General features: G+C 70.9%; 9 protein-coding genes. 5 read left to right on the top strand and 4 right to left on the bottom strand.

Annotated elements, in window-relative coordinates; genetic code table 11:
* Positions 1-8: 8 nt before the first annotated feature.
* The 3 genes from ACFWM2_RS08705 to ACFWM2_RS08695 are packed head-to-tail and all read right to left on the bottom strand — an operon-like array spanning position 9 to position 2711.
* Positions 9-914 (bottom strand): LysR family transcriptional regulator, encoded by a 906-nt coding sequence (locus ACFWM2_RS08705; protein WP_383274869.1) that lies wholly within the window; start codon positions 912-914, stop codon positions 9-11.
* Positions 915-956: 42 nt separating this feature from the next.
* On the bottom strand, positions 957-1892 hold the full coding sequence (locus ACFWM2_RS08700; RefSeq protein ID WP_383274866.1) for a dihydrodipicolinate synthase family protein: 936 nt from the start codon (positions 1890-1892) through the stop codon (positions 957-959).
* A gap of 33 nt (positions 1893-1925) precedes the next feature.
* Positions 1926-2711 (bottom strand): SDR family oxidoreductase, encoded by a 786-nt coding sequence (locus tag ACFWM2_RS08695; RefSeq protein ID WP_383274863.1) that lies wholly within the window; start codon positions 2709-2711, stop codon positions 1926-1928.
* A 257-nt stretch (positions 2712-2968) separates the two neighbouring features.
* Between ACFWM2_RS08695 and ACFWM2_RS08690 the strand changes: the two genes are divergently transcribed.
* Positions 2969-4072, top strand: coding sequence for a zinc-binding dehydrogenase (locus tag ACFWM2_RS08690; protein WP_383274860.1), 1104 nt, complete (start codon positions 2969-2971; stop codon positions 4070-4072).
* On the top strand, positions 4062-5240 hold the full coding sequence (locus ACFWM2_RS08685) for a DUF3500 domain-containing protein (protein ID WP_383274857.1): 1179 nt from the start codon (positions 4062-4064) through the stop codon (positions 5238-5240). The genes ACFWM2_RS08690 and ACFWM2_RS08685 overlap by 11 nt, the downstream gene beginning before the upstream one ends.
* An 82-nt stretch (positions 5241-5322) precedes the next feature.
* Here the strand turns inward: ACFWM2_RS08685 and argS are convergent, their stop codons facing one another.
* Positions 5323-6984: an arginine--tRNA ligase gene (argS, locus tag ACFWM2_RS08680; RefSeq protein WP_383274854.1), complete on the bottom strand. Its 1662-nt coding sequence runs from the start codon at positions 6982-6984 to the stop codon at positions 5323-5325.
* 176 nt (positions 6985-7160) lie between these two features.
* Between argS and ACFWM2_RS08675 the strand changes: the two genes are divergently transcribed.
* The 3 genes from ACFWM2_RS08675 (at position 7161) to ACFWM2_RS08665 (ending at position 12294) form a co-directional block, all read left to right on the top strand.
* Positions 7161-7958: an oxygenase MpaB family protein gene (locus tag ACFWM2_RS08675; RefSeq protein WP_383276461.1), complete on the top strand. Its 798-nt coding sequence runs from the start codon at positions 7161-7163 to the stop codon at positions 7956-7958.
* Between the two features lie 63 nt (positions 7959-8021).
* Complete coding sequence (locus tag ACFWM2_RS08670; protein WP_383274851.1) at positions 8022-10280, top strand: tetratricopeptide repeat protein; 2259 nt, start codon at positions 8022-8024, stop codon at positions 10278-10280.
* A 445-nt stretch (positions 10281-10725) separates the two neighbouring features.
* Positions 10726-12294 carry a phytoene desaturase family protein gene (locus ACFWM2_RS08665; RefSeq protein ID WP_383274849.1) on the top strand — a complete coding sequence of 523 codons (1569 nt, stop codon included), beginning with the start codon at positions 10726-10728 and terminating at the stop codon, positions 12292-12294.
* The last annotated feature ends 5 nt before the right edge of the window (positions 12295-12299 follow it).

Genomic DNA, 12299 nt, shown 5'->3' with positions numbered 1-12299 from the left:
CACGCTTCTCAGCAGCAGAGCGCGTCCGGCGGCAGGTCCGCCCCGGCGGTCAGTGGAAGGTCTGTCGAGGTGAGCATGTCCCGGTACTGCTCCGCCAGTTGGGACGGGTGCTGCCGGCTGAAGGCGACGAGTTCGCGGAAGACACCGGACCCGATCCTCCGCGCATGCTTCGACCAGGCATCGGGTACCGCGTTCTTCGGAGCCACGGCCATGCCGATGCCCTCGATGGCGAATTGCAGAGCCGCGGAAACCTGCCCGGTGCGAGCCACCGCGCGAGGCACGAAGCCCAGGCGGCCGGCGATCCAGTCGACGACCTCGCTCATGCCCTGCTCGGGCTCGTAGAGCACCCAGTCGGCCGACGCGAGTTCCGAGGGGTCCGCGGCCGTGCCCACTTCGTACGCGTTCGGTCCGACCACCACCATCTCCTCGTGCCCGAGCGAGACGGCCGGCCCTTCCCAGGCCGACGGCCGCGGCCCGACGGCGATGTCACCCTGCCCACCGCGTACGGCCTCTTCGAGATCACGGCGGTGCGAGAAGTCGTGCAGGCGCAGGACCGTCGTCGGGAACAGGGAGTGCCACCGTGCCGCCGACGGGGGCAGCACGCCCGAGGCCACCGACCGCACCGTGAGCACATGGACGTCGCCCTCGCGGCCTTCGACCACCTGGCGCACCGAGTCCTTGGCATCCTGAGCGGCCTGCACCACGCGCTGTGCCCGGGGCAGGAAGGCCCTGCCCGCGGGAGTCAGCGTCACGCCATGGCGCCCTCGTTCGAGCAGCTCGGCGCCCAGCTCCTTCTCCAGAATGCGGATCTGCTGCGACAGCGACGGCTGGGTGAGATAGAGCCTGGTGGCGGCTGCGCTGAACGACCCGCTCTCCCAGATGGCGAGGAAGTATTCCAGCTGGCGTAGCTGCATCCGATCAAGCTACCGGACCAGGCCGCGGCCACTGACTGCCATCTACGCCGTCAAGGAAATGCCGGCATCGCCGCGCGTCAGACGGGACAGCAGGTAGTCCACCTCGGCTCGCGCCGCAGCAGACAGGACGCCCGCCGGGCTGCGTTGGCGGTCGGACGCGAGCAGGCCGCGCCGTTTCATGACGTACTTGCGCACCGCCAGGCCGATGCCCGCCTGCTGCTCGTAGCGCAGCAGCGGCAGGTGCGCGTCGAAGAGGTCGTGTGCGGCAGCACGGTCTCCTGCCGCCGTGCGCCGGACCACTTCCACGAGCATTTCCGGGAAGCAGTAGCCGGTCATGGCACCGTCCGCGCCGCGCTCGGTCTCGAAGTCCAGGAACAGTCCGCCGTTGCCGCACAGGATCGAGAGGCGCGGCATGTCGCCCGCCGTTTCGAGGCGTCGGAGCGTACTGATCTTCTCCAGGCCGGGCCAGTCCTCGTGCTTGAGCATCACGCACCCCGGTGTGTCCCGGGCGATACGTGCGATGACCGACGGGCTCATGACGACGGAGAAGGACAGCGGATAGTCCTGGATGACAAGAGGAACTTCCGTGCCGATCTCCTCGGCGGCCCCCTGGTAGTACGCCACGATTTGATCATCGGTTCGGAGCGTGTGGGGCGGGGCGATCATGACGCCGGCCGCACCGGCCGCCATGACGTCCGAGGCGAGGGCGCCCATGGCCGCGAATCCGGGTGCCGACACCCCGACAACGACCGGAAGTCCGGTTCTTTTGAGCACGTAATCCACTATCCGCACTGCTTCGCCATGGGTCAGTTTGGGCGCCTCGCCCATTTGACCGAGCAGCGTCAGTCCGGTGACACCGGTCGACTCATAGAAGTCCACCAGTCTGCCCAGCGAAGTGAAGTCGACACTGCCGTCACTGTCGAAAGGGGTCGGCGCGATGGCGAAAACGCCTTTTGTCTCGCGGGTCAGCAACACCATGGTCTGCGCTCCCTGATAGCGGCGTACGGAGGATCAAAGGCCGGCGATGAGGCCACCATCGACCCGCACCACCGATCCGGTGATGTACGCGGCCGGGGCACTCGCCAGAAAGGCGACCATGGAGGCGTACTCACGCGGATCGCCGTAGCGGCCCGCCGGAATCGTCGCGACGCTCTCCGCCGAGACCTGCTCGACGGTCTTTCCCTCACGCTCGGCTTTGGCCCGGTCGAGAAACTCGGTCCGCTGCGTCCCGATTCTGCCCGGCGCGACGACATTGCACGTCACGCCGTCCGCCGCGACCTCACGGGCCAGCGTCTTGGACCAGCCGAGGAGACTGGCGCGCAGGGCGTTCGACAGGCCCAGGTTGGGGATGGGGGCGATGACTCCGGAGCTGGTGCTGGTGATGACGCGCCCCCAGCCCCGCCTGCGCATACCGGGTACGACACTGTCGGTGATGGCGATGACGGAGAGGGTCATGGACTGGAAGTGGCTGAGCCAGGTACGGAGATCCTGGCCGAGAACGGGTGAAGGGGGAGGCCCGCCCGTATTGTTGACGAGTATGTCCACGGGGCCGAGGGATTCCTCGATCACCCTCAAGTTGCTCTCGATTGCGCCGAATTCACTGATGTCCCATTCCAGTGGCACGGCCTGCCCGCCCGCCTTGACGATGGCTTCGGCGCGCTCCTTGGCCGCTTCGGGATTGATGTCCGCGACCGCCACCCTGGCGCCTTCTTCGGCGAGGACCTGAGCAATCGCCCCGCCGATGCCGCCCCCACCGCCCAGCACCAGTGCGGTCCTGCCGGCAATCCCTAGATCCACAGCCCTGCTCCTCAAACAGTGAACCGGTCCCCGGCCGTTCGGCCGGTAACTCTCCGGTGACAGTGGCACATTGCCCATCCGGTGACCAATAAGGATGTTCCGCACCACCGATAGGGACCGCCTATACGACTCGTGACGACTCGCCATGGCTCGCATAGGCCGCCCCTATGCGAGCCGACAGTGAATCCACTTGGACGCGCGTGCCCTTGATGCCAAGACTCGGGGTGATGCCCGCCGGGCACGAAGGGAGCCACGGTATGTCCTTGCCGGAAACCATGCTGGCCGCGGTTCTGGGCGAGCCGGGGGTCATCACCACCAGGAGGCTGCTTGTGCCCCGGGTCGGGCCGGAGGACGTACTCGTCCACGTCCGCAGGGCATCGCTGTGCGGAACCGACCTCAAGATCCGCAGCCACCGGTTCTTCGGCGACGGCGGGCCCGCCTCCCGGCAGTTCGTGCCCGGCCACGAGTACGCGGGTGTGGTGGCGGCCGTCGGGAGTGCCGTCGACGAGTTCCGGGTCGGCGACCGAGTGGTCACGGAGGCCCACCGGGGCTGCATGCGATGTGCCAACTGCCTGGCCGGGGCGTACACGGACTGCCTCAACTACGGCGACCGGCGCAAGGGCCATCGGGTGCAGGGGATGACGGTCGACGGAGGCTTCGCCGAGTATGCGCTCAACCATGTGGCCACGCTGTACCGGCTGCCGGACTCCGTCGGCTTCGACGCCGCGGTCGTACTCACCACGGTCGGCACCGTCATGCACGCTCTCGATGTGCTCGGGTCGCTGATCGTCGGCGCGAGCGTCGCAGTGATCGGGCCGGGTCCCATCGGGCTGCTTGCGGTGCAGGTCGCCCGCGAACTCGGAGCCGAGCTGGTAGCCCTGACCGGGACCCGGGAGGGCCGGCTGGAGATCGGCAGGAAGTTCGGCGCCGACCTGACGGCCAACTCCCGTGAGGAGGACGCTGTCGCGGCTGTCCGTCGGGCAACAGGCGGGCAGGGCGCCGACATCGTCCTCGAATGCTCCGGGGCCCCGAGCGCTGTGGACGACGCGCTGCGCATGGCCAAGCGCTCCGGAAAGGTCGTGCTCGTCGGGTTCTTCGACCGGCCGGTCGAAGCCGACCTCAACCACGCGGTGATGAACGGCATTTCGATCGGGACCGTCCGCGGCGAAGGGGCCGGCTCGGTGGCCAGAGCGGTTTCACTGGCGGGCCGCGGACGGCTGCGCACCGCCGAACTGGTGACTCACCATTTCGGTCTTGAGGACGTCGGTGAGGCCTTCGACACGTACGCGGAGCGCAGAGGCAATGCCATCAAGGTGATGCTGGACGTGTCCGAGGACGCGGAGCAGTCCGGTGCCGGCTGAGAGCCGATCGCGACTGGTGCCCGGCGCCGCGGCCCCGGAGCGCCAAGTGGTGGCCGCCGCCATGGCCGCCGCGGCGACGGCGTGGCTGGACTCGCTGACGCCACAGCAGACAGCCGCCGCACAGTTCGGCTCCCCACTGCTGCCCGCAGCGGAGGCCGAGCGCCTGAAATGGTTCTACACACCGACCGATCACGGCGGGCTGGCCATCCGGGAGCAGACGCCCCAGCAGCAAAGCCTCGCCATGCAGGTGGTGGCATCCGGCCTGTCCGAGGCCGGCTTCGCCACGGTCGCGACGGTGATGGGCCTCGAGAACATCCTCGACCAGGTCGAAGGCTGGCGGGTGCACTGGGGCCGGGAGCGCGGCCGCGATCCGGGGCTGTACTGGCTCAGGCTCTTCGGCCGGCCCGGGGATCCGGTCTGGGCTTGGCGGTTCGGAGGGCACCACATCTCCCTGAACAACCTGGTCGTCGCCGGCAGAGTCGTCTCGACGACGCCCTGCTTCGTAGGCGCCGACCCGGCGGAGACCGTTCTCCTGGGCGGATCACTGCGCCCCCTGCACGGACTGGAGCAGGTCGCCCGGCAACTCGTCTCATCGCTCGGCCCGGGGCAGCAGCAGCGAGCGCTGCTTCATGAAAGGGCCGTGTCCGACATCGTGTCGGGCAACAGGCCGACCGTCTCCCACGGCGACGCCATGATGCACATGCAGGACCTGTGGCGCGGACGGTTCGCCGACCCGGCGCTGGAAGAACTAGTCGACGACATCGACCGGCGCGCGGAGGACGGAAGCGCGTACACCCCAGGGGATCATGCCGCGGTGTCGATCTCCGTCCCGCCGAAGGGCCTCGGCGGCCGGGACATGGATGTCGGCCAGCGCGCGCTGCTGCGACAGCTCCTCGCTCTGTACACCGGTCGGGCTCCGCAGGGCCTCGCCGACGCGTACGACGTGCACTACGCGGCCGAATCGGTGCTCGACGAGGTGCACTTCGGCTGGGCGGGCGGGACGGACGCCGGCAGGCCGCACTACTACCGGGTGCAGGGCCCCCAGGTGCTGATCGAGTACGACAACACCCAGCGGAACGCCAATCATGCGCACTCCGTATGGCGGGACCCGACCGCGGACTTCGGGCTCGACGTGCTGGCCGAGCATCGGTCACGGACGGCCCACTAGAGACTCGGGCAGGACGCCCCTGAGAAGGGGCGTCCGCTCAAGTCGCCATCAAGCGCCTGCTGTTCATGGCCCGCCCGGTCCGTCACATCCGCTCGGGTGCCCCAACTCCCAGCAGCCGCAAGCCGTTGCGCAGGACCACCCGGCTGGCGTCCGTCAGCCACAACCGGGCCCGGGTCAGGTCGTCGGGACCCTCACCGTCGCGGGGCAGGACACGGCAGCTGTCGTAGAACCGGTGGTAGGTGCCCGCCAGTTGCTCCAGGTAGTGCGCCACCCGGTGCGGCTCGCGCAGTGCGGCGGCGGTGGCGACGACCTCCGGGAACTCGCCCAGCGTGCTGAGGAGATCGGCCTCCCGCTCGTGCTCCAGCAGCGACGGCTCGAAGTCCTCCGGGCCGCCCCGGCTCGCCCCCGTCGCCTCGGCCTTCCGCTGGACCGCGCAGAGCCGGGCGTGCGCGTACTGGACATAGAAGACGGGATTCTCGTTCGACTGCTTGGTCAGCAGGTCGATGTCGAGGTCGATCATCGAGTCCACGCTCGCCCGTGCCAGCGCGTACCGCGCCGCGTCGACGCCGACCGCCTCGACGAGGTCGTCCAGCGTGACCACCGTGCCCGCCCGCTTGCTCATGCGCACGGGCCTGCCGTCCTTGACCAGGTTCACCAACTGGCCGATCAGGATCTCCAGGGTGGTGTCCGGGTCGTCGCCGAAGCAGGCGGCCATGGCCTTCATCCGTCCGACATAGCCCGCGTGGTCGGCCCCCAGCATGATGACGACCCGCTCGAATCCGCGAGACCTCTTGTTGAGGTAGTACGCGCAGTCCGCGGTGAAGTACGTCCAGGTGCCGTCGCTCTTCACCAGGACCCGGTCCTTGTCGTCACCGAAGTCCGTGGTGCGCAGCCACACCGCGCCCTCGGCCTCGAAGACGTGACCGCCCTCCCGCAGCCGGGCGACGGCCGTGTCCAGATCGCCGTTGTCGTGGAGATCCTTCTCGTTGAAGAAGACGTCGAAGTGGGTCCCGAACTCGGCGAGCGCCCCCTTGATCTCGTCGAACATGAGGGCGGTCCCCGCCGTCCGGAGGAGGCCCAGTGCGTCGGATTCCGGCAGCTCCAGTACCTCCGGGTGCCGCTTCAGGACCGCCGCGGTGATGTCCTGGATGTACGCCCCGCTGTAGCCGTCCTCGGGCACCGGGGTGTCCGTCGCCGCAGCCAGCAGGGACCGGGCGAAGCGGTCGATCTGTACGCCGGCGTCGTTGAAGTAGTACTCACGCGTCACCTGTGCGCCCGCGGCGTCGAGGAGCCGGGCCAGCGCGTCTCCCACGACCGCCCACCGGGCACCGCCGATGTGCACCGGCCCGGTCGGATTGGCGGAGACGAACTCCAGGTTGAGCCGGAGGCCGTCGAACTGCCGCGTACGGCCGTACGCGGTGTCGGCGACGACGATGTCCCGCGCCAGCCTGCCCTTCGCGGCGCTGTCGAGGGTGATGTTGAGAAAGCCCGGGCCCGCCACCTCCACCTTCCGGATCCCCGCGGCGGCACGCACCATCGGCACCAGCAGCTCCGCGACCTCGCGGGCCGGCAGGCCCGCGGACCTGGCCAGGACCAGCGCGACATTGGTCGCGTAGTCGCCGTGGCTGCGCACGCGGGGCCTCTCGACACGAATGCCGGCGGGTACCTCCGCGACGATGCGTCCGGAGGCGACCGCGTCACGAACGCTGTCGGAGATGAGGGCGGTGAGATCTGCTGGGTTCACGCGGCGAGGCTATAAGTCCGCTGCCCGGCGCGAGAAACCCTTTTCGCACGGCGGGAACGCGTCCCGTGCACGCCTTGAAGGCGGGCGTACGACGTGGTCACACTGGCGAGGTGGACACGCAACGCACCTGGCCGGCCGATCCGGGGTTCTTCACGCCCGTATCGGTGACCTGGCAGATGCACGGTGACCCCATGATGTGGATCGCCGGGGTCCGCGCGCTGTATCTGCAGGCACTGCATCCGCGAGCGGTGCGTGGAGTCATGCAGAACTCCGACTTCCGGCGCGACGCCTGGGGACGTCTGATGCGCACCGCGAACTTCGTGGGGACGACGACGTACGGCACCACGGAGGCGGCCGAGCGGGCGGGCGCCCGGGTGCGGAAGATCCACACGAGGCTGTCGGCGACGGACCCGGACACGGGGGAGCGGTACGGCGTCGACGAGCCCGAGCTGCTGCTGTGGGTGCACTGCGCCGAGATCGACTCGTATCTGCACGTCCTGCGCCGCTCGGGCTTCCGGCTCACTGACGCGCAGGCCGACCACTACATCGGCGAGCAACGCGCGGGCGCCCGTCTGGTGGGCCTCGACCCTTCCGACGTACCGGCGGACCGGGCCGAACTGGCCGCGTACTTCGAGAAGGTCCGCCCCGAGCTGGCCGCGGGGTCCGAGGCACGGGACGTGGACGACTTCCTGCTCCGCCCGCCGACGCACCCCCTGCTCGTCCCGGCGCGCGCGGTGCTGTGGCGGCGCGTGGCGCAGCTGGCGTACGCCGCACTGCCGCCGTACGCCCACGGGTTGTACGGCAGGCCCGCCCCACCGCCTGCCACCGTGACCCGGCGCCTGCGTGCCACGGGCACCGTGCTGCGCTGCGTTCCCGCACGTCTGCGCTGGCTACTGCCGCCGAAGCACATTCTCCGTGCCATGTCACGTCTCGGCCCGGGCTCCCGCCCGGCACCGTACAAAGTCGGCAGATAGCTCGCCATACTGGACGGGCCGGGGAGGGCGCGGGGCCGAGCATGACGGGGGCGATCGCACGAGATGGCGGACACCAGGCTGATCCAGGGCCGGTACCGGCTGCTCGATCTGATCGGGCGGGGCGGGATGGGCGAGGTGTGGCGTGCGCGCGACGAATCGCTGGGCCGCCGCGTCGCGGTGAAGTGCCTCAAGCCCCTCGGCCCGCACCACGATCAGTCCTTCACGCGGATCCTGCGGGAGCGGTTTCGCCGCGAGGCCCGGGTGGCCGCCGCTCTCCAGCACCGGGGAGTGACGGTTGTCCACGACTTCGGCGAGTCCGACGGCGTGCTGTATCTCGTCATGGAACTGCTGGAAGGGTGCAATCTCAGCCAGCTCCTGGAGGAGAACAGACACCAGCCGCTGCCGGTCGCCGACGTCCTCGACATCGCCGACCAGGTGGCCGCGGCCCTCGCCTACACCCATCAACAAGGCATCGTGCACCGGGACTTGAAGCCCGCCAACATCATGCGGCTCACCGACGGCACGGTGAAGATCTGCGACTTCGGCATCGCCCGGCTCGGCCACGACATCGGTTTCAGCGCACGTCTGACCGGCACCGGCATCGCGATGGGCACCCCGCACTACATGTCTCCCGAGCAGATCAGCGGCGACCCTGTCGACCAGCGCAGCGACCTCTACTCGTTCGGGTGCGTGCTCTACGAGATCGCCACCGGGGCACCGCCGTTCGACCTCGACGACGCGTGGGCGGTCCTCGTCGGCCACCGCGACACGCCTCCCGAACCGCCGCGCAACCACCGCTCGGAACTGCCCGAGTACATCGAGCGGATCATCCTGGACCTGCTCGCCAAGGAGCCCGGCCAACGCCCGGACGACGCACGGGAGGTGGGCCGCCGGATCAGCGCCGGACGCGCCGCGCCCGGCCATGCCCCTACCGTGGTGTCGGCGTCCGTGCAGCGCCCGCCGGCATCCGGGGTCGGGGCCCGCCCGGGGCCGGTGTCCTCGCGCGAGTCCCGGCTGCCGTCCTGGACGGACGGGATGACCACGGGCCACAAGGCGACCGGTGCGGGGCTGCGCGACACCCCGCCGGACGCCGCGGCCGGGCTCACCGGCGACTGGATCGCCCGTCCGGAAACGGGCCGCGTCCAGGAGCCGCCCACTGAACGGCCCATTGCGTCACCGGAGTTGGTCACCACCCTGACCGGACGGCACAACGCGGGACTGAGCCTCGGACGGCTCGGCCGCTGGACGGAGGCGGGCGAGGTGCACCGCGCGGTGGCCGCCGAGCGCGAGCACGCCCTCGGGCCCGACCACCCCGACACCCTCGCCAGCCGGTACGAGGTCGGCTTCACGCTGAGCCGCACCGGGCGACCCGCCGACGCGCTGCGCGAGTACGCGCACGTCGCCGAGGCCAGAGGGCGGGTGCTCGGCGCCGACCACCCCGACACCCTGGCCGCCCGCCAGGAAATGGCCTTCGTACTCGGCCAGTTGGGCCGCCACTTCGACGCGCACCAGGTGTATTCGTCCGTACTCGCGGCCCGGGAGCAGGTGATGGGCCCGGACCATCCGGACACGCTGCGCTGCCGGCACAACCTGGCCTTCAACCTGAGCCGGCTCGGGCGCCTGGAGGACTCGTACCGCATGGCGTGCGAGGTGGCCGCGGCGCGCGCCCGGGTGCTCGGTCCGGCCCACCCCGACACCCTGGTCACACGGTACGAAGTGGCGTACGCACTGGGCCAGTTGGGGCGCTGGCCGGAGGCGCTGGACCTGTACCGGGAGGTGGCGCAGGCGCGCGCCCAGGCGCTGGGCCCCGACCACCCCGACACGCTCGCCGCCCGTTACGAGGTCGGCATCAGCCTGGGCCGCCTCGGCCGCAGCGCGCAGGCACTGGAGCTCTACCGCGATCTGATCGACGACCGCACCCGCGTGCACGGCCCGTCCCACCCCGAGACGCTGCGCGCCCGGCACGGCCTCGGCGTGAACCTGGGCCGTATGAGCCACTGGGAGGAGGCGCTCGCCGAGTCCCGTGACGTGTGCGCGATCCGCGAACGGGTCCTCGGTCCCGATCACCCGGACACGCTGGTGAGCCGTCGCGAGGTCGCCGTGGGTCTCGGCTGGCTGGGCCGCTGGGCCGACGCCCTCACCGAGTACCGGCGCGTCGCCGCGGCCCGCGAGCACGTCCTCGGCGCCGACCACCCCGACGCCCTCGCCAGCCGCAACGACGAGGCCCACTGCCTGGAACAGCTTGGCCGCGGCCAGGAGGCGGTGGAGCTGTACCGCAGGGTTGCGGCGTTGCGGCAGCAGCGGGTGGCCGGCGGACGCTGATCGCCGGGTGTCCGGCGGTCACGGGTCGCTTCCGGTGCGCAGCCTCGGGTCCGGTCCGCTCGTGGTGCGCCGGCCTTCGGGCCGGTTGCTTGCGGTGCGCCGGCCTTCGGGACGGTTGCTTGCGGCGCGCATGTTTCCGGCCCGGCTGCTCGTGGCGCGAGGGCCTGGGCGTCCGGTCGTCCGGTCGTCCGCGGCGCGAGGCCCCGGGGTCCGGGGCGTCCGGGGCGTCCGCGGCTTCCTGCGGATCCGCGTTGCGGCAGCAGCAGGTGGCCGGCGGACGCTGATCGCTCGCGGTGCGAAACCCCCGGCATCCGGTCCCGCCCGCCGCGAGGCCCCCGGCGCGTCCGCCAGACCCGGCGCACCCGGGCCGGAAAGCCTCGTACGGCCGCCCGCCGCCTGCCGCGCACCTCTGGCCGACGTAGATCATCGCGTGCTACCAAGAACCATGCCTGCACACGAGGGATACGACGCCGTGATCGTCGGTGGCGGCCACAACGGACTGGTCGCCGCCGCCTACCTGGCCCGGGCCGGGCGCTCCGTGCTGGTTCTGGAACGCCTCGGGACCACGGGGGGCGCAGCCGTGTCCACCCGGCCGTTCGCGGGGGTCGACGCCCGGCTGTCGCGCTACTCGTACCTGGTCAGCCTGCTGCCCCGGAAGATCGTGCGGGACCTCGGGCTCGACTTCCGGGTCCGCGGGCGCACCGTCTCCTCGTACACACCGGTGGAGCGCGACGGCAGGTCCACCGGACTGCTGGTGGGCGGCGGCGAGCGGCGCACCCGCGAGGCGTTCGCCCGGCTGACCGGCTCCGACCGCGAGTACGAGTCCTGGCAGCGCTTCTACGCCATGACCGGCCGCGTCGCCCAGCGGGTCTTCCCGACGCTCACCGAACCGCTGCCCACCCGTGCGGAGCTGCGCCGCCGGGTGGACGACGAGGAGGCCTGGCGCCGGCTCTTCGAGGAGCCCGTCGGCGCCGCCATCGAGGAGTACTTCGCCGACGACCTCGTCCGCGGCATCGTTCTCACCGATGCCCTGATCGGCACTTTCGCGGACGCCCACGATCCCTCGCTGCGGCAGAACCGCTGCTTCCTCTACCACGTCATCGGCGGCGGCACCGGCGCCTGGGACGTCCCCGTCGGCGGCATGGGGGCGCTCACGGACGCGATCGCCACCGCGGCCCGCAACGCCGGCGCCGTGCTCGCCACCGGTCAGGAGGTGGTGCGCATCGAGACGGACGGCCGGGCCGCCGAGGTGACCTACCGTGGCGCGGAGGGCGAGGGCGTCGTCGCGGCCCGGCACGTCCTCGTGAACGCCTCGCCGCAGGAGCTCGCCAGGCTGGTCGGCGACGAGGCCCCGGCCCCCGCAGAGGGCGCCCAGCTCAAGGTGAACATGCTGCTCAAGCGGCTGCCGAGGCTGCGCGACACTTCCGTGGACCCGCGCGAGGCGTTCTCCGGGACCTTCCACATCGCCGAGGGATACGAGCAGTTGGCCCAGGCCCACGCGCAGGCCGCGGCCGGCTCCCTGCCCGCCGCGCCGCCCTCCGAGATCTACTGTCACTCGCTCACCGACCCGACCATCCTCGGCCCGGACCTGGTCGACGAGGGCTACCAGACCCTGACGCTGTTCGGTGTCCACACGCCCGCCCGGCTCTTCGCCCGCGACAACGACGCCGTACGCGACGAGCTGCTGAAGTCCACCCTGGCGCAGCTGGACGCGCATCTCGCCGAGCCGCTCGGGGACTGTCTGGCGACCGACGCCGAGGGCCGTCCGTGCATCGAGGCGAAGACCCCGCTCGACCTGGAACGCGATCTGCGGCTGCCCGGCGGCAACATCTTCCACCGCGACCTCGCGTTTCCCTACGCCCAGGACGACACGGGACGCTGGGGCGTGGAGACCCGGCACGCCAACGTCCTGCTGTGCGGGGCCGGTGCGGTCCGGGGCGGCGGCGTCAGCGGGGTGCCGGGGCACAACGCGGCGATGGCCGTCCTCGAAGAGCTGGAGGAGCACGGCGCGTAGTGACG

This window comes from Streptomyces sp. NPDC058371 (assembly GCF_042723265.1).
Taxonomy (GTDB): domain Bacteria; phylum Actinomycetota; class Actinomycetes; order Streptomycetales; family Streptomycetaceae; genus Streptomyces.
This window is presented reverse-complemented; position numbering and strand designations above follow the sequence as displayed.

Bases quoted from the DNA above. Each gene is read 5' to 3' on its own strand.
- ACFWM2_RS08705 (WP_383274869.1), bottom strand. From the start codon at position 914: ATGCAGCTACGCCAGCTGGAATACTTCCTCGCCATCTGGGAGAGCGGG.
- ACFWM2_RS08700 (WP_383274866.1), bottom strand. From the start codon at position 1,892: ATGGTGTTGCTGACCCGCGAGACAAAAGGCGTTTTCGCCATCGCGCCG.
- ACFWM2_RS08690 (WP_383274860.1), top strand. From the start codon at position 2,969: ATGTCCTTGCCGGAAACCATGCTGGCCGCGGTTCTGGGCGAGCCGGGG.
- ACFWM2_RS08675 (WP_383276461.1), top strand. From the start codon at position 7,161: ATGCACGGTGACCCCATGATGTGGATCGCCGGGGTCCGCGCGCTGTAT.
- ACFWM2_RS08670 (WP_383274851.1), top strand. From the start codon at position 8,022: ATGGCGGACACCAGGCTGATCCAGGGCCGGTACCGGCTGCTCGATCTG.
- ACFWM2_RS08665 (WP_383274849.1), top strand. From the start codon at position 10,726: ATGCCTGCACACGAGGGATACGACGCCGTGATCGTCGGTGGCGGCCAC.